Origin of the sequence: Nocardioides alcanivorans, assembly GCF_021555175.1 — a bacterium.
GTDB lineage: Bacteria > Actinomycetota > Actinomycetes > Propionibacteriales > Nocardioidaceae > Nocardioides > Nocardioides alcanivorans.
Genome location: NZ_JAKGRW010000051.1, coordinates 45158 through 69265, shown reverse-complemented (window position 1 = coordinate 69265; position 24108 = coordinate 45158). Strand labels below are relative to the sequence as shown.

At 68.9% G+C, this 24108-nt stretch carries 18 protein-coding genes and 5 pseudogenes; 5 read left to right on the top strand and 18 right to left on the bottom strand.

Features of this window, described 5'->3' with window-relative positions; translation table 11 throughout:
* Position 1: 1 nt before the first annotated feature.
* Genes tsaE through L1066_RS21765 form a run of 4 tightly spaced genes read right to left on the bottom strand, consistent with a single transcriptional unit; the run spans position 2 to position 3512 of the window.
* The gene (gene tsaE / locus L1066_RS21780; protein ID WP_235738485.1) at positions 2-538 is read right to left on the bottom strand and encodes a tRNA (adenosine(37)-N6)-threonylcarbamoyltransferase complex ATPase subunit type 1 TsaE; all 537 of its coding nucleotides are present in this window, start codon (positions 536-538) and stop codon (positions 2-4) included.
* The gene (locus L1066_RS21775; RefSeq protein WP_235738484.1) at positions 472-933 is read right to left on the bottom strand and encodes a GNAT family N-acetyltransferase; all 462 of its coding nucleotides are present in this window, start codon (positions 931-933) and stop codon (positions 472-474) included. The genes tsaE and L1066_RS21775 overlap by 67 nt, the downstream gene beginning before the upstream one ends.
* Positions 930-2087: an alanine racemase gene (alr, locus tag L1066_RS21770; RefSeq protein ID WP_235738483.1), complete on the bottom strand. Its 1158-nt coding sequence runs from the start codon at positions 2085-2087 to the stop codon at positions 930-932. The genes L1066_RS21775 and alr overlap by 4 nt, the downstream gene beginning before the upstream one ends.
* 54 nt (positions 2088-2141) lie before the next feature.
* The gene (locus tag L1066_RS21765; protein ID WP_235738482.1) at positions 2142-3512 is read right to left on the bottom strand and encodes a bifunctional ADP-dependent NAD(P)H-hydrate dehydratase/NAD(P)H-hydrate epimerase; all 1371 of its coding nucleotides are present in this window, start codon (positions 3510-3512) and stop codon (positions 2142-2144) included.
* A gap of 93 nt (positions 3513-3605) precedes the next feature.
* Between L1066_RS21765 and L1066_RS21760 the strand changes: the two genes are divergently transcribed.
* A complete protein-coding gene (locus L1066_RS21760) occupies positions 3606-3983 on the top strand; it encodes a hypothetical protein (protein WP_235738481.1) in 378 nt (125 codons plus the stop codon).
* A gap of 15 nt (positions 3984-3998) precedes the next feature.
* Here the strand turns inward: L1066_RS21760 and L1066_RS21755 are convergent, their stop codons facing one another.
* Together L1066_RS21755 and glmS are read right to left on the bottom strand one after the other, a co-directional pair.
* Positions 3999-4349, bottom strand: a complete 351-nt coding sequence (locus tag L1066_RS21755; protein ID WP_235738480.1) for a holo-ACP synthase — start codon at positions 4347-4349, stop codon at positions 3999-4001.
* A pseudogene (gene glmS, locus L1066_RS21750) lies at positions 4346-6189 on the bottom strand (glutamine--fructose-6-phosphate transaminase (isomerizing)). The gene L1066_RS21755 and the pseudogene glmS overlap by 4 nt, the downstream one beginning before the upstream one ends.
* A gap of 87 nt (positions 6190-6276) precedes the next feature.
* Here glmS and coaA point away from each other — a divergent pair.
* Positions 6277-7254: a type I pantothenate kinase gene (gene coaA / locus L1066_RS21745; protein ID WP_235738479.1), complete on the top strand. Its 978-nt coding sequence runs from the start codon at positions 6277-6279 to the stop codon at positions 7252-7254.
* Positions 7255-7273: 19 nt separating this feature from the next.
* Here coaA and L1066_RS21740 read toward each other — a convergent pair whose 3' ends face one another.
* The 4 genes and pseudogenes from L1066_RS21740 to rplM form a co-directional block, all read right to left on the bottom strand.
* Positions 7274-8029: a DUF8017 domain-containing protein gene (locus L1066_RS21740; protein WP_235738478.1), complete on the bottom strand. Its 756-nt coding sequence runs from the start codon at positions 8027-8029 to the stop codon at positions 7274-7276.
* A gap of 46 nt (positions 8030-8075) precedes the next feature.
* Positions 8076-9423 (bottom strand): annotated as a pseudogene (gene glmM, locus L1066_RS21735) (phosphoglucosamine mutase).
* A 95-nt stretch (positions 9424-9518) separates the two neighbouring features.
* On the bottom strand, positions 9519-10019 hold the full coding sequence (rpsI, locus tag L1066_RS21730) for a 30S ribosomal protein S9 (RefSeq protein ID WP_235738477.1): 501 nt from the start codon (positions 10017-10019) through the stop codon (positions 9519-9521).
* A gap of 20 nt (positions 10020-10039) precedes the next feature.
* Positions 10040-10483: a 50S ribosomal protein L13 gene (rplM, locus tag L1066_RS21725; RefSeq protein WP_235738518.1), complete on the bottom strand. Its 444-nt coding sequence runs from the start codon at positions 10481-10483 to the stop codon at positions 10040-10042.
* 357 nt (positions 10484-10840) lie between these two features.
* Between rplM and L1066_RS21720 the strand changes: the two genes are divergently transcribed.
* Positions 10841-12160, top strand: a complete 1320-nt coding sequence (locus L1066_RS21720) for a citrate synthase (RefSeq protein WP_312008505.1) — start codon at positions 10841-10843, stop codon at positions 12158-12160.
* A 72-nt stretch (positions 12161-12232) separates the two neighbouring features.
* Here L1066_RS21720 and L1066_RS21715 read toward each other — a convergent pair whose 3' ends face one another.
* The 4 genes and pseudogenes from L1066_RS21715 to L1066_RS28965 form a co-directional block, all read right to left on the bottom strand.
* On the bottom strand, positions 12233-12943 hold the full coding sequence (locus tag L1066_RS21715; RefSeq protein WP_235738476.1) for an SMP-30/gluconolactonase/LRE family protein: 711 nt from the start codon (positions 12941-12943) through the stop codon (positions 12233-12235).
* 190 nt (positions 12944-13133) lie between these two features.
* Positions 13134-14708, bottom strand: a complete 1575-nt coding sequence (locus tag L1066_RS21710) for a long-chain-fatty-acid--CoA ligase (RefSeq protein WP_235738475.1) — start codon at positions 14706-14708, stop codon at positions 13134-13136.
* Positions 14709-14778: 70 nt separating this feature from the next.
* Positions 14779-16464, bottom strand: coding sequence for an acyltransferase family protein (locus tag L1066_RS27150; RefSeq protein ID WP_283095557.1), 1686 nt, complete (start codon positions 16462-16464; stop codon positions 14779-14781).
* A gap of 95 nt (positions 16465-16559) precedes the next feature.
* Positions 16560-16850: pseudogene (locus L1066_RS28965) on the bottom strand (acyltransferase family protein); the annotation flags it as partial.
* Positions 16851-16966: 116 nt separating this feature from the next.
* Here L1066_RS28965 and L1066_RS21695 point away from each other — a divergent pair.
* A complete protein-coding gene (locus tag L1066_RS21695) occupies positions 16967-18241 on the top strand; it encodes a S1C family serine protease (RefSeq protein WP_235738474.1) in 1275 nt (424 codons plus the stop codon).
* 13 nt (positions 18242-18254) lie between these two features.
* Here L1066_RS21695 and L1066_RS21690 read toward each other — a convergent pair.
* Positions 18255-19930, bottom strand: a pseudogene (locus L1066_RS21690) (ABC-F family ATP-binding cassette domain-containing protein).
* Positions 19931-20201: 271 nt separating this feature from the next.
* Here L1066_RS21690 and L1066_RS21685 point away from each other — a divergent pair.
* Positions 20202-21152: a phosphatase PAP2 family protein gene (locus L1066_RS21685; protein ID WP_235738473.1), complete on the top strand. Its 951-nt coding sequence runs from the start codon at positions 20202-20204 to the stop codon at positions 21150-21152.
* 25 nt (positions 21153-21177) lie between these two features.
* On the opposite strand, the gene L1066_RS21680 is transcribed toward L1066_RS21685, so the two are convergent.
* From L1066_RS21680 to truA, 3 genes and pseudogenes are all read right to left on the bottom strand, one after another.
* Positions 21178-22554, bottom strand: a complete 1377-nt coding sequence (locus L1066_RS21680) for an FAD-dependent oxidoreductase (protein WP_235738472.1) — start codon at positions 22552-22554, stop codon at positions 21178-21180.
* On the bottom strand, positions 22551-23147 hold the full coding sequence (locus L1066_RS21675) for a class I SAM-dependent methyltransferase (RefSeq protein ID WP_235738471.1): 597 nt from the start codon (positions 23145-23147) through the stop codon (positions 22551-22553). Before L1066_RS21675 ends, L1066_RS21680 begins: the two co-directional genes overlap by 4 nt.
* A pseudogene (gene truA, locus L1066_RS21670) lies at positions 23140-24011 on the bottom strand (tRNA pseudouridine(38-40) synthase TruA). The gene L1066_RS21675 and the pseudogene truA overlap by 8 nt, the downstream one beginning before the upstream one ends.
* Between the last annotated feature and the right edge of the window lie 97 nt (positions 24012-24108).

Genomic DNA, 24108 nt, shown 5'->3' with positions numbered 1-24108 from the left:
GTCAGAGCCTATCGAGAGAGGTGTCGAGCCAACGCAGTCCGATCGGGCGCAGCAGCACCTCACGCGGGTCGTCGTCCTCGACCGAACCGGCGGCATCGTCGCCCAGGGCTCGCTCGATGCGAAGCTCCAGGCGATCGTCGGCCAGCGCCTCGGCGATGCCCTCGCCCCACTCGACCACCGTGACCGCGTCGTTCAGTGAGGTGTCGAGGTCGAGGTCGTCGAGTTCATCGATGCCCCCGAGCCGATAGGCGTCGACGTGCACCAGGGCGGGTCCTGACCCGGTCGACGGGTGCACCCGCGCGATGACGAACGTCGGCGAGGTGACGTCGCCGCGCACCCCCAGACCGGCGCCGAGACCGCGCGTGAGCGTGGTCTTGCCAGCACCCAGCTCGCCGCTGAGGATGATCACGTCGCCGGCACGCAGCACCCCGGCCAGTCGTTTGCCGAAGTCCTCGGCCTCCTCGGGGGTGGTCAGTCGCCGGCTGCTCTCGAAGAGCCGCAGCAGGTGCACGTTGACGCCCTGGTGGCCGGTGCGCACGAACCCGTGGTGCTCCCAGAAGGCGAGGCTGGCCGGCAACTCCACGCGGGCCACGACCTGCATGCCGGCATGGCCGCCGCGGCGAGCTTCCGCTCGGCAGCCCGCACGAGCGCGCCGGCAACTCCGGTCCCCTGCGCGTCGGGCACCACACCGAAGCGGGTGAGGTAGAGCGCCGGGTCGTCGGCCGGCCCGAAGACCATGCATCCGGACGGCTCTCCGTCGAGCGTCGCCAACAGTCCGCCGCGCTCGGCGAGCGCGGCGGACACGGTCTCGACGGTCTCCACGAGGGCGGACGCGGGTGGATCGAGCGGAGCCCGGCCGCCGAAGGCACGACGGATCACGTCGTGCACGGCCCCGGCGCTCGACTGGTCGACCCGGCGGACCTGCAACGTCACTGCGTGACCTCACTGTCGACGTACACCCGGGCGAAACGACCGCCGATCCGGGTGACGATCTCGTAGTTGATGGTGTGGCAGGCCTCGGCCCAGTCCTGCGCGGTGGGGGCACCGTCGTGGCCGGTACCGAAGAGCTCGACGCGGTCGCCTGCGGCGAGGGTGCTGTCGGGCCCGAGGTCGATCATGAACTGGTCCATGCAGATGCGGCCGCGGACCGGGCGGCGGGCGTCATCGGCCCAGACCTCGGCGCGGTTGCCCGCGGCGCGCGCAATGCCCTCGGCATAGCCAGCGGGGACCAACCCGAGCAGGGTGTCGCGGTCGGCGACCCACTGGTGCCCGTAGGAGACCCCATCGCCCGCGCGCACCTGCTTGACCATGCCCAGGCGCGCCTGCACGGTCATGGCCGGCACCAGCCCGAGGTCGTGGGTCTCTCCGGGTGCCGGGTCGAGCCCGTAGGTGGCGATCCCGAAGCGCACCATGTCGAAGTGCGCTGACGGCCGCAGCAGGCCGGCGGCACTGTTGGCCAGGTGCCGCCAGCGCGGGCGCAGGCCGGCCGCCTCGGCGACGCTCGCCGCGTCGCGGAACCGCTGCTCCTGTTCGTCGTTGATCGTTCGGTCGGGTTCGTCGGAGGCGACGAGGTGCGACCAGATGCCGACCACCTCGACGGCGCCGGTGGTCTCCAGTGCCGCGGAAGCGTCGACGAGTGCCGGCCAGTCGTCACGGGTCGCGCCGCCCCGGCTCAGCCCGGTGTCGATCTTGAGGTGCACCCGGGCCGTCCGCCCCGTCCGGCGGGCAGCATCGGCAATTGCCGTGAGCTGGGTGAGGGAGTACGACGCCACGTCGACGTCACGCTCCAGCGCCGGGGCGTGGTCCTCTCCGGGGACAGCCAGCCAGGCGAGCAGCGGCCCGGTGTCGCCGGCATCTCGGAGTGCGACAGCCTCCTCGAGGGTCGCCACGCCGAGCCAGTCGGCGCCGGCTTCGCGCGCCGCCTTCGCGACCGGCACCATGCCGTGGCCGTAGCCGTCGGCCTTGACCACCGCCATGCAGGCGGGGGCGGCGCCATCGGGACGGGTGACGAGTTGTCGGAGACGACGGACGTTGTGTCGGATCGCCGCGACATCCACCACGATCTCAGCGCGGGCGGAGGCGGTCATGCCCCCCAGTTTCTCAGGTCGACCGCCGCTCCCGACGCAGGGTCTCGCCGGTCGTCAGCTCGACATGGTCCGGACCACGGTCGAGATCGCGGCCGCCACGCCGCTCGCGGTGACCGGTCCGCCACCGGACGCGACGGTCGCAGCGGTCCCGTGGAGCCACGCTCCGACTGCGCCTGCCTCGAACGGATCGAGCCCGCAGGCGAGCAGCGCGCCGGTGAGTCCCGCCAGCACGTCTCCGGCCCCCGCGGTGCCCAGCCAGGGCGTGCCGGTGAGGTTGACCCGCACCCTCCCGTCGGGATGCGCGATGAGGGTACGTCGGCCCTTCAGCACCACGACCGCGCCCCACTTCTCCGCAGCCGCCCGGGCGTGGTGCAACTGCCGCGTCTCGACGGCACCGCGTTCGACGCCGAGCATCGCGGCCAGTTCGCCGGCATGCGGCGTGAGCAGGGCAGGTACCGGCAAGGGCGACCGGACGTGGGAGAGGGCGTCGGCGTCGATGAGCACCGGCACCTCGTCCGCCAGGGCCGCGGCGAGCTCGGCCGCTGCCCGCTCGTCGCTCCCCGGCCCGACCACCCACGCCTGGACCCGCCCGGCGCCGACCACCTCGGGATGGCGACTCCTGGCCGTGGTCGCCACGACGTCAGGACCGACGTACCGGACCATCCCGGGAGGCCGAGCGCCCCATCGAGACAGAGCAGAGCCGCACCCGGATAGGTGTCCGAGCCGGCGCGGACACCAAGCACTCCGCGCGTGTACTTGTGCCCGTCGGAGGCGGGGCGTGGCAGCAGCGCGGCGACGTCGGCGGCCTGGAGAGCCGTCACCTCTGCGGCGGGCAGGTCGAGCCCGATGTCGACGTACTGCACCGCACCGCATGCCTGTGCCGCCGGGTCGACGAGGTGCGCGACCTTCCCAGTGCCGAAGGTGACCGTGAGCGCCGCCGTCACGTGCTGCAGCGGCGTCTCCCGGTGTCGACGTCGACGCCACTCGGCACGTCGACGGCGACCACGGGCACGTCCGGCCAGGCAGGCCAGGGGCATCGATCGCGGCCTGCCCGAGTCCGGGCCGACCACCGATGCCGACGATCCCGTCCACGACCACGTCCGGTCGCACGGAGGGCAGGCCGATCCGCCCGCCCGCGCCCCGGAACGCGGCAAGCCCCGAGGGATGCACCTGCTCGGCCAGCAGGACGGCGTCGACCACCGCACCCCGGCGAGCCAGGTGGGCGCCGGCCCACAGCGCGTCACCGCCGTTGTTGCCGGGGCCCACCAACAACAGCACCCGCCGCCCGTAGGCGCCGTCGAGGAAGTCGACGAGCGCATGTGCGAGACCGACCGCTGCCCGCTGCATGAGCACGCCGTCGGGGAGACTGGACAGCAGGGGCTCCTCGGCGGCTCGGACCTCCGCGGCAGTGTGGGCGCTGCGCATGGCCTCACGCTACCGGTGCGCTTCTGCACTGCTTTTCCACAGGCACCCGGAACGGGCTGGCTTCCTCCTGCCGAACCACTTACCGTCGAGCACATGACGACCGACAACCTGGGGCGCAAGGTGAAGCAACTCGAGCACGATGTGCTGGAGATCTACGAACTGCTGTCCGGCATCACGACCACCCAGGGCCAGCACTCCGTGCAGCTGGCCGGCCTCCGGGGTCGCCTGGATGAGCACACCGTGCAGCTGACCGGACTGCGTGGGCGTCTGGACGAGCACACCGTCCTGTTGGAGCAGCTCCGGGCCGAGTCCATGCAGCACGGAAGTCGCCTCAACGGTCACGACAACCGTTTCGACAGGATCGACCAACGCTTCGAGCAAGTCGACCAACGCTTCGAGCAAGTCGACCAACGCTTCGACAAGGTGGACCAGTCGCTCGACGAAATCCTCACGCTGCTGCGCGCGAGCTGAGAGTCGGCCGGGAGGTCAGCCCTCCAGGACCACGTAGGCGGAGGCGATGCCGGCATCGTGGGTGAGCGACAGGTGGACACGCTGCACCGACAACGTGGTGGCCACCTCCAGCACGGTGCCGCGGATCTCGAACCGCGGCCGACCACTCTCCTCCCGGATCACCTCGGCGTCGTGCCAGGCCATGCCCGGCGGAGCCTGCAGTGCCTTGGCCAGCGCCTCCTTGGCCGCGAAGCGCGCCGCCAGGGAGCGCAACGGGAGCACCGCCTCCCCAGGCGTGAAGAGTTTGCCCCGCAGTGCCGGCGTCCGGTCGAGCGAGGCTGCGAACCGGTCGACGTCGACGACGTCGGTGCCGATCCCGACGATCATTCGACGGTGACCGACTTGGCGAGGTTGCGCGGCTGGTCGACGTCGTGCCCCATCTTGGTGGCCAGCTCGCAGGCGAAGAGCTGCAGCGGCAGCACCGCCACCAGCGGCTGCATCAAGGTGGGCACCTTGGGGAGCTCGATGAGGGTGTCGGCGTAGTCACCGGCGGCCGGGTCGCCCTCCTCCGCGAGCACGATCGTCCGGGCACCGCGGGCACGGATCTCCTGGATCGCGCTGATCATCTTGCCGTGCAGTTGGTCGCGGCCACGGGGTGGCACGACGCAGAAGACGGGAAGTCCGGGCTCGATGAGCGCGATCGGACCGTGCTTGAGCTCGCCGGCGGCGAACCCCTCGGCGTGCATGTAGGCGAGCTCCTTGAGCTTGAGTGCCCCCTCCATGGCGACCGGATAACCGGCATGCCGCCCGAGGAACAGCACCGCCTTGGAACCGAGCAGGTCCTCGGCCAGGTCATAGACCTGACCGGCGTTGTCGAGCACCCGGGTGACCTGCGCGGGCAACTGCTCGAGGTCGCGCACGACGGAGGCGATCTCGTCGCCGAACATCGCGCGCCGCACCTGGGCGAGATAGAGGCCGAGCAGGTAGCAGGCGACCATCTGGGTCAAGAAGCCCTTGGTGGATGCCACCCCGATCTCTGGACCGGCGTGGGTGTAGATGACGGCATCCGACTCGCGGGGGATGGTGGCGCCGTTGGTGTTGCAGATCGCCAGCACCTTGGACTGCTGGGCGCGAGCGTGGCGGATCGCCATGAGGGTGTCCGCCGTCTCGCCGGACTGGCTGATGGCCACCACGAGCGTCTTGCGCGTCAGGATGGGGTCGCGGTAGCGGAACTCGTGGGCGAGCTCCACCTCGACCGGGATCCGGGTCCAGTGCTCGATCGCATACTTTGCGACCTGCCCGGCGTAGGCCGCGGTGCCGCACCCGACCACGATGATGCGATCGATCTCGCGCAGCTCGGAGTCTTCGATACGCATCTCGTCGAGCTGCAGTCGACCGTCCTCGGTGTGCCGCCCCAGCAGGGCTGCCGCGACCGAGGACGGCTGCTCGAAGATCTCCTTGCGCATGAACCAGTCGTGGCCGTCCTTCTCGGCGGCCGACAGGTCCCAGTCGACGTGGTAACGGGTGCCCTCGGCGGGGCTGCCGTCGAAGCCGGTGACCTCGACACCGTCGCGGGTGATCGTCACGACCTGGTCCTGTCCGAGCTCCAGGGCGTCGCGGGTGTGCTCGATGAAGGCGGCCACGTCGGAGCCGAGGAAGTTCTCCCCACTCCCAGGCCGACGACCAACGGGGAGTTGCGCCGTCCGGCCACGACCCGGCTCGGGTCGGCGGAGTCGACGGCGACGAGGGTGAAGGCACCTTCGAGCCGACGGCAGACCCGCTGCATCGCCTCGGTGAGCCCCAGCCCCGACTCGAGCTCCGCCTCCACCAGGTGGGCAGCGACCTCCGTGTCGGTCTCCGAGCTGAGGACGTGACCGGCTGCCTCGATCTCCCGGCGCAGTTCGGCGAAGTTCTCGATGATGCCGTTGTGCACGAGCGCCAATCGCGAGGTGTTGCCGAGGTGCGGATGGGCATTGGCGTCGGTCGGCGCACCGTGGGTGGCCCACCGCGTGTGGCCGATGCCGGTGTTCGACTCAGGCAGTGGACGGTCGGAGATCGCCTTCTCGAGGTTGGCCAGCTTGCCAGCCTTCTTGTCGCTGACGATCCGGCCGTCGTGGACCAGGGCAATGCCGGCGGAGTCGTAACCGCGGTACTCGAGGCGACGCAGCCCGTCGACAACGACGTTCTGTGCCTGCTGTCCACCTACGTATCCGACGATTCCGCACATGCTCTGGGTTCTCCCCGATCCGCCCTGACGGGCTGAGGTCGCGGACCCAGAAGTTGGGCACGCACAACGACTGCAAGAATACCCGCCATGCCCTCCTCCGCCGGTCCGGAGCCCCGTGACCAACAGCGGGAGAGTTCGCCCTACGTCGAACTGGACCGCTCCGCTTGGGCCGAGCTGGCCACCCAGACCGAGCAGCCGCTGAGCGCTGAGGAGATCGAACGAATCCGTGGCCTCGGCGACGAGCTCGATCTCGAGGAGATCGAGCAGGTCTACCTGCCCCTCTCCCGGCTGCTCAGCATGTATGTCGAGTCAGCCGGCGCGCTGCACGGCAAGCAGCAGGAGTTCCTGGCCCAGCCACAGCGGGAGCGCACCCCGTTCGTGATCGGCCTCGCCGGCTCCGTTGCCGTCGGCAAGTCCACGACGGCACGTGTGCTGCAGCAGATGCTGGCCCACTGGCCCGCCCATCCGTCCGTGGCCCTCGTGACGACCGACGGCTTCCTGCTTCCCAACGCGGAGCTCGAACGCCGCGGCATCCTGCATCGCAAGGGGTTCCCGGAGTCCTACGACCGCAAGGCGCTGCTGCGCTTCGTCGTCGACATCAAGTCGGGCAAGGACGAGGTGCTCGCACCGACGTACTCCCACCTCATCTACGACGTCGTTCCTGATCAGAAAGTCACGGTCAAGCACCCTGACATCGTGATCGTGGAGGGCCTCAACGTGCTCCAGCCGGCAGCGATCCGGGACGACGGTCGCACCGGACTTGCGGTCAGCGACTTCTTCGACTTCTCGGTCTACGTCGACGCCGCCACGACCGACATCCGGCAGTGGTACGTCGAGCGCTTCCTTCGGCTGCGCGAGACCGCGTTCCGCGACCCGGCGTCGTACTTCTCCAAGTACGCGAACCTCTCCACGGAGGACGCCGTGGCCGAGGCACGCCGAATCTGGGCAGAGATCAACGAGCCCAACCTGGTGCAGAACGTGCTGCCCACGCGCTCGCGGGCGACGCTCGTGTTGCGCAAGGCCAACGACCACTCGGTGCGCTACGTCAGGCTTCGCAAGCTCTGAGTCGAGCAGCGGGCTCGGCTCACTTCACCGCGAGCGAGAGGGAGATCGCGCTCCAGTCGGCGTCACCCAGACCGCCGGTCTCCAGCACGTGGCGTCCCTGAACCAGGCTGACCAGCTCGTCGCCGTGCGGCACCGTGGTCACCGCGATCTCGGTCCGGTCGGGGACGCACGCACTGCCGAAGACGCTGGTGTCGATGCTGACCCAGCTGCGCACCGCCTCGTCCCCGTCGGCGAGCTCGACCGTTTCGGTGACCGGGTCGGAGATGTCTGCCGTGAGGGTTCCGCTCTGGTTGTGGTTGTAACCGTTCGCCCAGGCCACCACTGCCTCCTCGGCCGCGGCCGCCGCGTCGTCGCCGGGGACCGGTTCGGCCAACAGGGTCCAGGCTCCCGCCCGCGCCACCTCGTCGGTGCAGCGGTTGCCGTAGTAGTTCGCCGCGAGATTGCCGCGTCCGCGCACCTCGCCGGTCGCGTCAGTGGCCGTCACCTGGTCGTGCACCGGTCGGACGTGCCAGCCACCGGGGATCCGATAGGTCACACCGTCTCCGTTGCGCTGGAACACCCACCTCTCGTAGCGGAAGCCACCTCGGGGCTCCTCCACGAAGGGGTCCTCGACCGGCGTCGCGACCGGCTCCGTGGGTGAGCGCTCGGCCGACGCACCGGGCTCCTCCCCGGCCTGCACGACAGCCGCACCGATGCCGGCACCCAGCGTGCTCACCACAGCGAGCACCGCCAACGCACGGACTGCTCCCCCGAGCAGCCTGGCATCGCGAGTCATGGGGACAGCCTACGAAGTCGCCGGGTCACGACGACACCGACGGGCGTCAGGCCAGCGAGAGCCGTTCGCGCACCACGTCGGCAAGGCGGTCGGCCACTGCCTTCGCATGGCCCTCGGCGACCGCCTCGACCATCACCCGCACCAGCGGCTCGGTGCCGGACGGGCGCAGCAGCACGCGGCCCTGGTCACCCAGTTCCGCCTCGGCCTCGGCGACGGCGGCGACGAGCACCTCGTCGCGTTCGGCACGGGCCTTGTCGACTCCCGGCACGTTGACCAGCACCTGTGGAAGCCGGGTCATGACCGAGGCGAGTTCCTTGATGCTCGACCCGGTGGTCGCCATGCGTTCGAGCAGGTGGAGCGCCGTGAGGACGCCGTCCCCGGTGGTGGCGTGGTCACTCATGATCACGTGACCGGACTGTTCGCCCCCAGGTTGTAGCCGCCGTCGCGCATCGCCTCGAGCACGTAGCGGTCGCCGACCTTGGTCTGGCGGACCGAGACGCCGGCGGCGTCCATCGCCCGTACGAAACCGAGGTTGCTCATCACCGTGGCGACGACCGTGTCGGAGCGGAGCCTGCCGGAGTCACGCAGCGCTCCGGCCAGGATCGAGAGGATCTGGTCGCCGTCGATCACGTTGCCCTCGGCGTCGACGGCGAGGCAACGGTCCGCATCACCGTCGAGGGCGAAACCGACATCGGCACCGTCCTTGACGACAGCAGCCTGCAGGTCGGCCAGGTGCGTCGACCCACAACGGTCGTTGATGTTGAGGCCGTCCGGCTGAGCGTGGATGGCGGTCACGTCTGCACCCGCGCCGCTGAGCGCCCGCGGGCCCGCTTCCGACGCGGCGCCTTCGGCGCAGTCGAGCACGACCCGTAGACCGGTCAACGGCTTGTTGGTGGTCCGGATCAGGTGGGCGACGTAGTCGTCCACGGCCGTACTACGTTCGCTCACCCTGCCCACGGCGCCACCGACAGGTCGTTCCCAGTCCTGCTCCAGCTGCGCCTCGATGGCTGCCTCGATGGCGTCGTCGAGCTTCTCCCCGCCTCGCGCCAAGAACTTGATCCCGTTGTCGGGCATCGGATTGTGGGAGGCGGAGATCATCACGCCGAGATCTGCCCCGAGGGTCTTGGTCAGATGGGCAACGCCTGGGGTCGGCAGCACGCCGAGCAGTTCGACGTCCACCCCTGCCGACAACAGGCCCGCGACCACGGCCGATTCGAGGAACTGCCCGGAGATCCGGGGTCGCGACCGACGACGGCGAGGGGGCGGTGACCCGCGAATTCGCCCCGCTCGGCCAGCACGTGGGCCGCGGCGACGGAGAGATCGAGAGCCAACTCGGCGGTGAGATCCCGATTGGCCAGTCCCCTGACGCCGTCGGTGCCGAACACTTTGCCCACGAATGGTCCCCTCGTCGATGGTGGTACGGCCAGAAATGGCGAACGCGTCGCGCGCCGGACACTCTAGTGTCCGGCACGCGACGCGTCTGCGTGAATCAGCGCTTGCTGAACTGCGGAGCCTTGCGGGCCTTCTTGAGACCAGCCTTCTTGCGCTCGATGACGCGGGCGTCACGAGTGAGCAGACCGGCCTTCTTCAGGGTCGGGCGGTTGGCCTCGAGGTCAACGTCGTTGAGCGCACGGGCGACGCCGAGGCGCAGGGCACCGGCCTGGCCGGTGATGCCACCGCCGTGGATGCGGGCAATGACGTCGAAGCGACCCTCGAGCTGCAGCGCAGCGAAGGGCTCGTTGACGACCTGCTGGTGCAGCTTGTTCGGGAAGTAGGAGTCGAGGTTGCGGCCGTTGACGGTCCACTCACCGGTGCCGGGCACGATGCGCACCCGGGCCACGGCCTCCTTGCGACGGCCGGTGGCCGCGGCGGGAGCAATGGTCGCCGGCTTCAGCGGAGCGTCGGCGGAGGCCTCGCTCTCGGAGGTGTAGGCAACGCCCTCGGCGTTGGTCTCGAAGGTCTCCTCGACCTCAGTCACGTTCTCAGTCACGAAAATGTCCTTGTCTGCGATCACTGGGAGATCTGCGTGATCTCGAACGGCTTGGCCTGCTGGGCCGCGTGCGGGTGCTCGGGGCCGGAGTAGACCTTGAGCTTCTTCAGGATCTGGCGACCGAGGCGGTTCTTGGGGAGCATGCCCCAAACGGCCGACTCGACGGCCTTGCGGGCGTCCTTCTCGAGCAGCTCGCCGATCGGAGTGGCAGACAGACCACCCGGGAAACCCGAGTGGCGGTAGGCCATCTTCGTGGTCTTCTTGGTGCCGGAGAGGGCAACCTTCTCCGCGTTGATGATGATGACGAAGTCGCCACCGTCGACGTGCGGGGCAAAGGTGGGCTTGTGCTTGCCGCGAAGCAGGTTCGCGGTGGTGACTGCCAAGCGGCCGAGCACGATGTCGGTGGCGTCGATGACGAGCCACTCGCGCTGGATGTCAGCGGGCTTGGGGCTGTAAGTACGCAACGTCAGTTGCTCCACTTCAGTTCGTTGGGCCCGGCCAAGGGTGCTTGGCCAGGTGGTGGTGCCGACGTCTTCTGACGAACACTGCCCGGTTCCACTTCGTCCGGGTCTGCACCCAAGAGGGCACGGCAGGAGACGCGATCGGCAAGTTTAGGCGGCCCGTGCTCCCCGGGTCAAAACGCCGAGGCGCTCACTCCCGAGGCGGGTTCCCGTCCCGGTCCACGCTGCCACGACGGTGAGCGATTCCGTCTCACAGAGCGGGTCAAACCCAACCCTCGTTCGCAACGAAGCGGCAAGGGGAATAGGTTGAGCGTGACCCTCCACCGAGTGTCCACACACACTTAGCAGACAGGAGCCGACGTGACAGACGCACCGGCCGCCGCTGCCGACCCGGCAGCTTCCCTGACCGTTCGCGACAACCGTACGGGCAGCGAATACGAGGTCCCGATCGTCGATGGCACCATTCGCGCCGCCGATCTCGGGAAGATCCGCACGTCCGACGAAGAGCCCGGCCTCGCGGTCTATGACCCCGGCTTCGTCAACACTGCGTCGTGTCGCAGTGCCGTCACCTTCATCGACGGTGACAAGGGCATCCTGGAGTACCGGGGCTACCCCATCGAGCAGTTGGCCGAGAAGTCCAACTTCCTCGAGGTCGCCTATCTCCTCATCCACGGCGAGCTGCCCACCAAGGAGCAGTACGACGCCTGGGTGCACGAGATCACCTACCACACGTTCGTGCACGAGAACGTCAAGAGCTTCATGCACGGGTTCCGCTACGACGCGCACCCGATGGGCATGCTGATGGCGTCCGTCGGCGCCCTGTCGACGTTCTACCCGGACGCGCGCAACATCGATGACCCGGCCAACCGCCACATGCAGATCGTCCGCATGATCGCGAAGATGCCGACGCTCGGCGCCTGGTCCTTCCGCCACGCGCAGGGCAAGCCGTTCGTCTACCCCGACAACGAGCTCAGCTACACCGAGAACTTCCTCTCGATGCTCTTCAAGATGAGCGAGCAGAAGTTCGACGCCGACCCGCGCCTGGCCAAGGCCCTCGACGTGCTCCTCATCCTGCACGCAGACCACGAGCAGAACTGCTCGACCAACGCCGTCCGGTCGGTCGGCTCCTCGCAGGTCGACCCCTACTCCGCGGTCGCCGCGGGTGTCGCTGCCCTCTACGGCCCGCTGCACGGCGGCGCCAACGAGGCAGTGCTCCGGATGCTGCGCCGCATCGGCAGCAAGGAGAACATCCCCGCCTTCATCGAGGGCGTGAAGGCCGGCAACGAGAAGCTCATGGGCTTCGGCCACCGGGTCTACAAGAACTTCGACCCGCGCGCCACGATCATCAAGAAGGCCTGCGACGACGTCTTCGAGGTCACCGGGGTCAACCCGCTCCTCGAGATCGCCCAGGAGCTCGAGAAGATCGCGCTCGAGGACGAGTACTTCATCAAGCGCAAGCTGTATCCCAACGTGGACTTCTACTCGGGCCTGATCTACGAGGCCCTGCAGTTCCCGCCGGAGATGTTCACCGTCCTCTTCGCGATCGGCCGCACCCCGGGCTGGCTTGCCCAGTGGAACGAGCTGATCCAGGACAAGGAGCAGAAGATCGCTCGTCCGAAGCAGATCTACACCGGTGACCGGCAGCTGACCTTCGTTCCCGCCGAGGAGCGTTGGGCCTGACCTGAGGCAACCGAAGAACCCCGTGACTCGCACCGTCACGGGGTTCTCTCGTTCCGGGTGGCAGTACGTCGCTCAGAAGGTCACGTGCACCAGGGCCCCCTGCAACGACGCGGTGACATAGAGGCCGGTACCGTCGTGATCGGGGCAGACGTTGGTGGGTAGCGACCTCGCACCCAGCGAGACACTGTCGAGCAGGGTGCCGTCGAGTCCGATCAGGTCGAGTCGATGCCCACTCGTCGTGGCCACCCAGAGCCCCCGCTCGGTGAGCGTGCAGCCGTCGGGGTGGCCGTCGAGGATCCGGGCGAGCGCCCGGCCACCCACCAGGCCAGCCGTCGTCACGTCGTACTCCAGAACCTGTGCCGAGCTCGTGGCCGTGAGCAGCAGCTGCACCCCGTCGGCGGCGAAGGCCAGGCCGTTGGGAAAGACCGGCCCCTCCTCCAGCACCACCTCGACCGCGCCACTCGACACGTCGACGGCGAGCACCCGTCCGGGACCGCCACCGTCACCGTTGTGCCACGTGAACTCGCGTACCGGGTCGGTCACCCACAGACGACCGTCCGGGCCGAAGACAAGATCGTTGGGGATGCCGTCGACCTCGACCAGGTAGTCGACCCGGCCGTCGTGGATCACCTGCACGCCGCCCGGCGCCGGGCCCGAGCCGTGCCACGCGCCGCCGTTCTGGGCGACGTAGACCGTGCCGTCCGCGGCGGCCGCGAGGCCGTTGGCCCCTCCCCGGTGTCGACCCGGTCGACGCTCCCGTCCGGGCGGACGAAGTGCACGCACCCCAGACTGATCGAACTGACGGCAACGGAACCGTCGGGCAGCGCAACTGGTCCTTCGCAGAACCCCAGGTCACGAGCGACGGTGGTGAGTGTGGGCATGATGTTCTCCTTCCGTGCCCGCACCCTGTCCATCAGCGCAACCACGGAACGGGAGACTCCCGCTGGATGGAAGTCTCTCTTCGCGGCGTCGATCAGACGATCGCCGAGTCGCGCCCCTCCCAGTGCTCCTTGCGCAGCTCGCGCTTGAGGATCTTGCCGCTGGGGTTGCGCGGAAGCAGATCGAGGAAGTCCACCGACCGCGGGCACTTGAAGTGGGCGAGGTGTTCACGCGCGAAGTCGATGAGCTCCTGCTCGCTCGTCTCGACGTCGGGCTTGGGCGCCACAATGGCCTTCACGACCTCGCCCCACGTGTCGTCGGGCACGCCGATCACCGCCACCTCCATCACCGCAGGGTGCTCGGCAAGGACCCGCTCGACCTCGGGAGAATAGATGTTCTCGCCGCCGGAGATGATCATGTCCTTGATCCGGTCGTGGACGTAGACGAAACCGCCGTCGTCCATCCGCCCGATGTCACCGGTGCGGAACCAGCCGTCCTCGGTGATCGACTTCGCGGTCTCCTCGGGCTTGTTGAGGAACCCCTTCATCACCTGCGCCGAGCGGAGCCAGATCTCACCCTCCTCCCCCGTCGCCACGTCGTCGAGGGTGGCCGGGTCGACGATCCGCACTTCCATGCCCGGCAGCGGGATCCCGGCTGACAGCAGCCGTTCGGGGTGGTCCTTGTCGTGATGGTGCTCGGGCATCAGGTGCGTGGCGACACCGCCGACCTCGGTGAGCCCGTAGACCTGGATGAAGTCCGTGTCGGGCCAGGCCTCCATGGCCGCTCGCAGCAACGGCGGCGGCATCGGTGACGCGCCGTACGTGTAGGTCTTCAGCGCGCCGAAGAGCTTCACCGCGTCAGGGCCGGCCTGCAGCACCTGGGCGAGCACGGCCGGCACCAGGAAGGTGCGGTTCGCACCGGCGAGGATCGCACCGGCGAGCGATGCGCCGTCGGGCTCGCGGGTCATCACGCTGGGGATCCCGTCGTGGATGCCGAAGAGCACGTAGGACGACCCACCCACGTGGAAGAGCGGCATCGAGACCATCGACTTGTCACCGGGCTCGAAACCCCAGCCGTCATGGGCGGCGATCGTGTGGGTCACCATGTTGCGGTGGGTCAGCATGATGCCCTTGGGGCGGCCCGTCGTGCCGGAGGAGTACATGATCAGGCAGACGTCGTCCTCAGCGACGTCCAGCGCTGCCTCCGCCGGTTCGTGCGAGGCCAGCCACGCCTCGTACTCGTCACCTTCCGCGCCGTCCGGCGTGACCGTGATGATCTGCTCGACCTGGGTGAGCTCATCGCGGATGGCCGCCACCGTCGGCGCCAGCTCGACGCCCACGAAGAGCACCCTCGCACCGGAGTCGTTGACCGCGTAGTCGACCTCGTCACCGGCCAGTCGCCAGTTGATGATCGCGTTCGCGGCACCGATCGACGCAGCTGCCAAGCTGATCTCGACACACGCCGGGTGGTTCTTGTCGAGGAACGACACGACGTCGCCGCGACCGATCCCGAGCGCCCGGAGCCCGCTCGCGGCGCGGCGTACGCGCTCGTCCCACTCCTTCCACGTCCAGGTTCGGTTGAGGTAGGTCATCGCCTCGCCGTCGGGCGTGGCGTTGGCCCAGTGCGCCAGGCGATCGTGGACTCGGGTGTGCGCGGGTGCAGCGGTCACGGGGTTCCTCCCAGGGTCCGGCCGTCGTGGTGCCGCGATTGTGACCGAGATCACCGACGACGGCAAGGCCTCAGCCGGAGGCGACGCCCGAGAACGTCAGGTCTTCGAACGCACCACTGCTCTCGAGCCGTTCCCACATCTGGTCACGCACGGCGTTCCACACCTGGGTGGTGAGGTGGTTCTCGTTGCGCCAGACGACGGCCCCGTCGAGAATCGGGCTGCAGTACGGCGCGCCGGGACAGATCAGTTCGTTGAAGTCCACCGAGTGGACGGCGTCGCGGCTGGTGGCGAGCGTTTCGTAGAAGCCGTCGACGACGGGTCGGTCCAGCGGCGGAGTGACCGCGCAGCCACCCTGGTCCTTCGCCCTGGCCAAGCAGTCGAGCGGATTGAACCCCTCCCGGTCCCACCCCTCGGTGCCGAAGACGCTGTGCACGAAGACGGCTTGGGCCCCGGCGGCCTCGATCAGGTCGGCGGTGCGCGCGGTCGCCTCCAGCTGCATCGCGTGGAGATCGCCGCTGTTGCCGTCCTCGTCGACGAGGACGCCTTCCCACGACGAGTCGCTGCGAGCGAGGCTGAACAGCACCACGACATCGGCCTTCATCGCGGCGAGCGTCTCCTCGTAGAAGTCCTTGCGGGTCTCCTTGCAGTCGGCCTGGCCCGTTCGGCCGTTGTAGAGACCAGCCTGCCAAGGGCACGAGAGAGCGATGCTGGTCGACAGCTTGAACCCTCGCTCCTTCGCGAGCTTCGTGAGGGCTGGGACCATCGTGCGGGCCTGGCTGTCCCCGACCAACACCACGTGGGGGCCGTCACCGTCGACGCGGACGCACGACGTCACGTCATCCGGCGTGCACTGCTCGCCCGTGGTGCCTCGCATCCGGTCGATCTTCTCGTAGTCCAGCTTGGGTACCGATCGGGCCAGGCCGGAAGCTGCCTCGCTGTCGACCATCACCCGATCGCCCCCTGCTGTCGACACCGTGACGGCGGGAGGGCGCGCGCTTCCCAGGATCGGCTCGACGATGACGACAGCGGCCAGGACGGAGACGGAGAGGCCTCCGGCGACGGTCCGCCACGGGATCGGGTTGAGGCGCTTGCCGCGCCGGATCGGCGTCTCCAGCAGTTCGTAGGAGAGTGAGGCCAGCGCCATCGCGGCGACGCCTGCCGTGGCCGCCACCACGATCGGGCGGGCGTCGAAGAAGGTGTTGAGCAGCAGGATGATCGGCCAGTGCCAGAGATAGGTGCCGTACGAGATCTTGCCGAGATAGACGACGCCCGGGAGCGCGAACGGCCGCGCCACCTTCGACCCCGGAGCGCAGTAGAGACCCACGACCATCGCGCCGGCGAGGAAGGTGGCGACCAGGTTGCGGTGCGAGACCGACATCGAGATCAGTGAACTGCCGAAGATCAGGTAACCCACCACTCCACCGATGGCCAGGGTTCGCCCGCGACGGAACCACAGTGCCTGCGCCCGGCGGGTGGCGACGGACGCGAACTCCCGCAGCGCCACTGCCAGGAGCGCTCCCGCCATCAGTTGGAACATCCGCGCGTCGGTGGCGTAGTAGGCGCGGTTCGGGTCGACCTGGCCCCAGTACAGCTGCGAGATGACCGACAGGCCCGCAACCGCACCGAAGGCCACCAACAGGGCCTTGCCCTTGCCGGGGAAGAACCGGTGCACCAGGAGGATGAGCAGCGGGAAGAGGATGTAGAACTGCTCCTCGATCGACAAGGACCAGTAGTGCATGAACGGGGACGAGCGCATGTCTCCGGCGAAGTAGTCCCCGCTTCTGCGATGAACTGCCAGTTCGCGAGGTAGACCAGCGCGGCTTGGGCGTGACGGATCAGCGGGAGCCGCTCGGGCTGGGAGGCCACGAGCAGGAAGATCACACTGGTCACGAGGATCGCGACGACCGCGGCCGGGAGCAGTCGCCGGACCCGGCGTGCGTAGTAGGCGCCGAGTTTCAGCGAACCCGTCTTGTCGATTTCGGTGAGCACCACGTTGGTGACCAGGAACCCGGAGAGGACGAAGAACAGGTCGAGCGCGATGAAACTGTTGCCCCACCCTGCCACGCCCGCGTGGAAGAACACGATGATCACGACAGCGAGGGTGCGCAGGCCATCGAGTTCGGGCCGGTATCCCCATTGCATGTGAATCGACGCTACAAGGCTTGTCAGGACGTGACCAACTGGGCCTCGCAGGAGTCTTGGCATTCCGACGGCAGGTTCTCAGCCCGTTCACAGGGAGACGGAGCACCGTGGATGTCATGCACGAAGAGACCTCGCACCCCAGCCCGTCCCAGGCCGACCAGCACGCGGCCACCAGCCAGCTGCCGACCTACGGCGCATCCCAAGGTCCGGCGTACCCGCCGCCGACGGGTTCGCCGGTCGGCCCGGCGCCGTCTGCCTTCGGGCCGGTGCCCGACCGGGGACGGAGGAAGGGCGGCGTCGTCGGACTGCTGGTCGCGGCGCTCCTGGTCGGCGGGGCGTCCGGCGTCGGCGGCGCCGCGCTGTGGACGTCGCAGCAGGAGGACTCCCAGGCGTCTTCGAATGTGCAGACCGCCCGGGTCGTCGACACCGGCACCACCGTCGCCACCGAAGGTTCGGTGCAGGACGCCGCCACGAAGGTGATGCCGAGCGTGGTGCAGATCGAGGTGTCCGGCCAGGGCGGCAGCGGCTCGGGTTCCGGGATCGTCCTCAGCTCGGATGGTGAGATCCTCACGAACGCCCACGTGACCGAGATCGCGGCGGGCGGCGGTCAGCTGGTCGTGGCGTTCAGCGACGGCAGCCGCGCGAGGGCGACCCTGGTCGGCTCCGACAGTCTCACCGACCTCGCCGTGATCAAGGCCGAGGGCGTGTCCGATCTCACCCCAGCCACGCTCGGCAAGTCCGCCAATCTCGCCGTCGGCCAGGGTGTCGTCGCGGTGGGCTCGCCCTACGGCCTGGACGCCACGGTGACCTCGGGCATCGTCAGCGCCCTCAACCGCCCGGTCGAGGTGGCGCGTGACCAGTCCGGGAACACCACCGCCTACCCGGCCATCCAGACCGACGCCGCGATCAATCCGGGCAACTCCGGTGGACCGCTGATCGACATGTCCGGCAACGTGGTGGGGATCAACTCCTCCATCCGCACCTCCGGCACGACCGACGCCTACGGGCAGACCGCCGAGAGCGGCTCCATCGGCCTTGGCTTCGCCATCCCGATCGATGCCGCGATGCCGATCGTGGAGCAGATCCGAAACGGCGAGGAGCCCACCCACGCCCGGCTCGGCATCAGCGTGTCCGACGTGCGCACCGACGACACCGGCGCGACCGGCGCGCAGATCCAGGAGTCGACGGAGGGCTCCGCTGCCGACAAGGCGGGCCTGCAACGCGGCGACGTGATCACCAGGATCGACGACCACGCCGTCACGGGCTCGGATGCCCTCATCGCCAACATCCGCGCCTATCGTCCCGGCGACCAGGTGGAGATCACCTACGTCCGCGGAGGCAAGGAAAGCACCACCACGCTGACCCTCGGCTCCGACGCCACCGGCGCCTGACCCACGAACGGGGTCAGCGGGCGCGCGCGACGCGTCCCTCGTCCCAGACGGGTTCGGGCGTCTCGCGCACGGTGCCGTCAGCGCCGTAGACGAGGAACCGGTCGAAGCCGCGGGCGAACCAGCGGTCGTGGGTCACGGCGAGCACGGTGCCCTCGTAGGCGGCCAGGCCCTCCTCGAGCGCCTCCGCCGACTGCACGTCGAGGTTGTCGGTCGGCTCGTCGAGGAGCAGCAGAGTGGCGCCGGAGAGCTCCAGCAACAGGATCTGGAACCGTGCCTGCTGGCCGCCGGAGAGCGAGTCGAAGGGCTGTTCGGCAGCGTGTGCCAGCTCGTAGCGGTCCAGGACCCGCGAAGCCGCCTCACGCGGCAGCCCGTTCCGGTGGTCGTCACCGCGGTGCAGGATCTCCACCAGGGTCCGGCCCACCAGCTCGGGATGCGCGTGGGTCTGCACGAACCAGCCGGGCCGGACCCGCGCCCCGAGCCGCGCGACACCGCGGTGCTCCACCGGCGCGATCTCCACCTCGCCGACAGGCTCGTGCTCCTTCTCCGGGGTGCTTCCGCCGGCGGCGAGCAGTCGCAGGAAGTGCGACTTCCCGGAGCCGTTGGAGCCGAGCACCGCCACCCGCTCGCCGTACCAGACCTCCAGGTCGAAGGGCTTCATCAGGCCGCTCAGCTCGAGTTGTTCGCAGACCACGGCTCGTTTGCCCGTGCGGCCACCGGTCAGGCGCATCGTCACCTGCTGTTCGCGCGGCTGCTCGGTCGGCGGTCCCGCCTCCTCGAACTTCCGCAAGCGCGTCTGGGCCGCCCGGTACTGGCTCGACATGCCGTCGTTGTACTCGGACTTGACCTTCAGCCGCAGCACCAACGCCTTGAGCTTGGCGTGCTCCTCGTCCCAGCGCCTGCGCAGTTCCTCGAAGCGCGCGAAGCGGTCCTGCCGGGCCTGGTGGTACGAAGCGAACCCGCCCGGGTGCGTCCACACCCGGTTGCCTGCGGCACCTAGCTCGACGGTGACCACCCGCGTGGCGGTGTTGTTGAGCAACTCGCGGTCGTGACTGATGTAGAGGATCGTCTTGGCCGACTCCCGGATCCGTTGTTCGAGCCAGATCTTGCCCGGCACGTCGAGGAAGTTGTCGGGCTCGTCGAGCAGCAGCACCTCGTCGGGCCCGCGCAGCAGGTATTCGAGGACGAGTCGCTTCTGCTCCCCGCCCGAGAGGGTGTCGAGGGAGCGGTACTTGGCCCGGTCGAACGGCACGGCGAAGGCTGCCATCGTGCAGACGTCCCAGACCACCTCGAGGTCGTAGCCACCAGCGTCGGCGTACTCCCCAGCGCGGTGGCATAACGCATCTGGGTCGCCTCGTCGTCGGCCTCCATCAGTGCCAGCTCGCAGGCGTCGACCTCCGCAGCTGCGCTCCGGACCCGCTCCGGAGCAACCGAGAGCAGCAGCTCGGCGACCGAGGTGGCACCACGCCCGACCATCTGCTTCATGACACCGAGTCCACCGGAACGGGTGATGGCGCCGGCGTGGGGCGTCAGCTCACCCGTGATGATCCGCAGCAGGGTCGTCTTGCCGGCACCGTTGGCACCCACCAGCGCGACCTTCGCGCCGTCCGCGACCCGGAAGGACACCTCGTCCAGCAACACCCGCCCGTCAGGCAGTTCATAACGGATACCGGCCGCCTCGATGTGTCCCACGGGAGTCGATTGTCCCTTGAGGATCGCATCCGTGCACCCGGGTTTCCCGCGGCTGGCTGATCAGGGCATCGCCGCCCAGTGCCGCCGCTGCCCGAAGTCGGGCTCGGCATCCGAGTGAACTGTCCTCGCGGCGCCGTCAATGCCACCTCCATGCCCCGCAGACGCAGGACACGGCCAATGTGTTGCGACCTTCTCAATCCGGACGACATGCCTCCTCATCACCGGACCTCGATTCGTCGGCGGCTGGGGGTGGTGACGTAATATTCCGCGCATGGCGAGCGGCACCGAGCAGATCAACGACGCCGCCGTCGACGTTCCCAGACGCGGAGTCACCCGCCCCAGGACGCGCTTCGCGTCGATGACGGTCTTCGGGATCCTGCTGACGATCTTCACGATCAACTTCGGCATTCCCAGCGACACGGTGCAGATCTTCGTGTGGCTGTGGCTCGGCACGATCGCCTGGAACATCGAGGAGCCGTGGCGCTACCACCTGGGCTTCATCCGGGACTGGTGGGCGCCCCTCCTCGCGTTGGTCGTCTACTTCTACGGCCGCGGCCTCGCCGACGAGCTCTATGCGATGCCCGTGGCGTTCCAGTTCCCCGTCGACGCCGACAAGTGGATGTTCGGCGGCGAACTGCCCACTGCCTGGCTGCAGGACCGACTGTGCAGCGTGGACTGTGACCCGCACGCCGGCGCCCGGTGGTACGACCTGGTCTTCACCATCGTCTACTCCACCCACTTCATCTTCGGCCTGGTCCTCGCCGTGGTGCTGTGGCTGCGCAACCGCGGTGAGTGGCTGAAGTGGATGCGCCGCTACATCGGCCTCAACTTCGCCGGTCTGGCGATCTACGTCGTCTACCCGATGGCGCCGCCGTGGATGGCGGGTCGCGACGGATACCTCGAGGAGCAGGTCCTGCGCCTCACCAGCCGTGGTTGGGGCGACACCGGGCTGGGCCGCTACCACCTGATCCTCACCGGGGTCGGCAACCCGGTGGCGGCGATGCCGTCCCTGCACGCCGGCACCGCCTTCCTGATCTCGTTCTACCTGATCCAGCGCTACCGCAACGCATGGTCGTGGCTGACCCTGCTCTACCCGCTGACGATGTCCTTCGGACTCATCTACTACGGCGAGCACTACGTCATCGACACCATTGCCGGTGCCGCGCTGGCCATCTTGGTCATTGCCGCGTGCAACCGCTGGGAACGCAGCAGAGGCTCCTGACCGGACCGGTCGTCGTCGCGCGCCCTCAGAGCCGTTCGGCGAGCCTGCGGGCAGCCAGTGAGACGAACTCCCACGCCGTGGCGAACGGCGGCGCGTAGGCCAGGTCTGCCCACGCCAGGTCTGCCACGCTCGAGCCGCTCCACAGCGCCATGGCGACGGTGTCGATCCGCTTGGCGGAGCCTCGTCCACCGACGAGCTGCGCACCGAGCAGTCGACCGGTCCCCTGCTCGCCCACGACGCTCAGCGCGATCGGTTGGGCGTCCGGGTGGTAGCCGCTCGCCGTCGTACCGTCGGTGGTCACCTCGACCGCCTTGAAGCCGGCCTCCTGCGCCTCCACCAGCCCCAGACCCGTGCGTGCGATCTCCGCGTACGCCGCTCCCGCGGCAAAACGGGTGATGGCGGTTCCGAGTGCCCCCGGGAAGGTGAGGTCACCGCCACCGATGGTGTCGCCGGTCGCACGACCCATCTTGTTGGCGTGCGTGCCCAAGGGCAGATAGGCCCAGTCACCGGTGATCCGGTGCCGCACGTCGCAGCAGTCCCCCGCAGCCCACAGCCCGTCGGCGAGACGCCCGTGCGGATCCGGGCGCAGCGCTCCACGGCGCGAGCGGGGCAGGTCGAGGTGCTGCACGATCTCGGTGGCGGGCGTGACCCCGATCGCCAACACCAGGAGGTCGGCCTCGACACGCAGGTCGCCGGCCAGCACCGCGGCCAACGAACCGTCGGCGGCACGTTCGACGCCTGAGGCCGCGGCCCCGGTGTGCACCGTGACGCCGCCGACGTCGAGGGCAGTTGCCACCCGGTCGCTCATCGGCTCGTCCAGGTTGCTCATCACCCGGGAACGGGTCATCAGCGTCACGCGGTGACCGTGCGCCAGCATGGCCTCGGCCATCTCCAGGCCGATGTAGCTGCCGCCGGCCACCACCACATGCTTCGGTGCCCCAGCGAGTGCCCGGATCCACCAGGCACCGTCGTCCAGCGTCTTCACCACCTGGACGCCCCTGCCCGGAGCACCCGACGCGTCACGCGCCCAGTCCGGCACGATCGACGGGGCGCCGGTGGCGATGACGAGGTCGTCGTAGCCGAGCCGCTGCTCCCCGTCGGGACCGACCCAGTGCACCTCGCCGGCATCGTGGTCGACGTGCGTCGCACGGGCGCCCGTGCGTAGGTCGACACCCAGTTGCCGGTGCACCTCGGGGGTGCGCGCGATCAGCGATCTGCGCGAATCCACCTCACCGGAGATCCAGTAGGGAATGCCGCAGGCCGAGTAGCTCGTGTCCTCGGTTGCCTCGAGCACGGTCACCTCGAGCTCGCGACCGTGCTGCTGGGCCGAGCGCAGCGCCTGGTGGGCAGCGCTCATCCCAGCGGCGTCACCGCCGACGACCACCATCCGCGACCGAGTCATCGCGCCACCCTGGACTCCAGGACCCGGAATCCCTTGGCACTCGCCAGTCTGGTCGTCGGGTAGCCCTGCTCCCCCAACCATCGCTGCAAGGAGTCTCCGCCGAGGTTCTTGCCGACCACCATCACCGCGCGTCCGTCCGGGGTGAGCCTGGCGAACCAGCGCAGCAGCATCTCGTGCATTGCCTCCTTGCCGATCCGGACGGCCGGGTTCGACCAGATCTCGTCGAACTCTCCCTCCGGTACGTCGTCGGGCAGGTGCGCGGAGAACCGGTCGGACACTCCCAACGCCTCGGCGTTCTCGCGGGCCAGCAACAAGGCGCGCTCGTTGACGTCGACCCCGGTGACCACTGCCTCGGGAGATGCAACCGCGATGCCCAACCCGATCACGCCGTACCCACAACCGAGATCGAGCACCCGACCAGCCACCGGCGGATCCGTGTGTCGCAGGAGCACGGAGGTGCCGATGTCGAGATGGCCCTTGGAGAAGACGCCTGAACTGCTCGAGAGCAGCAAGTCATGACCCCACACGCGGGCCTCGACCGGTTCGCGCCGGAACTCCGCCGTCGGGTCGGCGCTGAAATAGTGCTCACTCACGCGTGCCACCTTCCCAGGGCTCCCGCTTGTTGCGCGCCCGCTCGGCCTGTGCGACCAACTCGGCGCCCTCCGGATAGCCAACCTCCTCCAGCGTCAACCCGTGGGCAGGCGCGACGGAGACCGCGGGATTGCGGCGCGCGGCTCCCAGCACCTCGGCAGCCCACGTCGGCTCGCGGCGCCCGTCCCCCACCGCCATCAGGCAGCCGACCAGCGAGCGCACCATGTTGTGGCAGAACGCGTCGGCACGAACAGTTCCGACCAGGTGGCCGTCGACGCGCTCCCACTCGAGGTCGAGCAACGTGCGGATGGTGGTGGCGCCTTCGCGCTTCTTGCAGAACGACGCGAAGTCCTTGAGCCCGAGCAGGGAGCGCGACGCTTCGTTCATCGCCGCGGCGTCGAGGGGCGGCCCCAGGTGAGGACGTGGTTGCGGGTGAGTGGATCGATCGTCTCCGGGGTGTCGGCGATCCGGTAGGCGTATCGGCGCCAGATCGCCGAGAATCGAGCATCGAAACCCTCCGGTGCGAGAGACATCGAGGACACCCTCACATCACCGGGGAGGATCCCGTTCACCCGTCGTGCCACCTGGGCCGCCAAGGCCGACGGGTCGGTCGAACCATGACTCCGAGCACGTCCCGCCCTGACCAGCACGTCGTCATCGAGGTCGAGATGACAGACCTGCCCCCGGGCGTGTACGCCGGCGTCCGTGCGCCCGGCGCAGGTCACCCGGACCCCCTCGGTGCGGAGCACGGTGACCAGGGCGGCCTCCAACTCCTCCTGCACGGTCCGCAGTCCCGGTTGTCTGGCCCATCCCTTGAAGTCCGTGCCGTCGTAGGCAAGGTCGATCCTGATCCGCACGTCCGGCATCCTCTCACCCGCGCCGGTTCGCCAACTGCCCACGCCTCCCGTCACCGCGTGATCCTCGCCGCCCACCCCTGTTGGTCAAGCTCGGTTCGTTGGTCGA

What these genes read in the sequence shown, in the direction of transcription:
- alr (WP_235738483.1), bottom strand. Translation starts at nt 2,087, where the DNA reads ATGACCGCCTCCGCCCGCGCTGAGATCGTGGTGGATGTCGCGGCGATC.
- L1066_RS21765 (WP_235738482.1), bottom strand. Translation starts at nt 3,512, where the DNA reads ATGCGCAGCGCCCACACTGCCGCGGAGGTCCGAGCCGCCGAGGAGCCC.
- L1066_RS21760 (WP_235738481.1), top strand. Translation starts at nt 3,606, where the DNA reads ATGACGACCGACAACCTGGGGCGCAAGGTGAAGCAACTCGAGCACGAT.
- L1066_RS21755 (WP_235738480.1), bottom strand. Translation starts at nt 4,349, where the DNA reads ATGATCGTCGGGATCGGCACCGACGTCGTCGACGTCGACCGGTTCGCA.
- coaA (WP_235738479.1), top strand. Translation starts at nt 6,277, where the DNA reads ATGCCCTCCTCCGCCGGTCCGGAGCCCCGTGACCAACAGCGGGAGAGT.
- L1066_RS21740 (WP_235738478.1), bottom strand. Translation starts at nt 8,029, where the DNA reads ATGACTCGCGATGCCAGGCTGCTCGGGGGAGCAGTCCGTGCGTTGGCG.
- L1066_RS27150 (WP_283095557.1), bottom strand. Translation starts at nt 16,464, where the DNA reads ATGCGCTCGTCCCCGTTCATGCACTACTGGTCCTTGTCGATCGAGGAG.
- L1066_RS21695 (WP_235738474.1), top strand. Translation starts at nt 16,967, where the DNA reads ATGCACGAAGAGACCTCGCACCCCAGCCCGTCCCAGGCCGACCAGCAC.
- L1066_RS21685 (WP_235738473.1), top strand. Translation starts at nt 20,202, where the DNA reads ATGGCGAGCGGCACCGAGCAGATCAACGACGCCGCCGTCGACGTTCCC.
- L1066_RS21680 (WP_235738472.1), bottom strand. Translation starts at nt 22,554, where the DNA reads ATGACTCGGTCGCGGATGGTGGTCGTCGGCGGTGACGCCGCTGGGATG.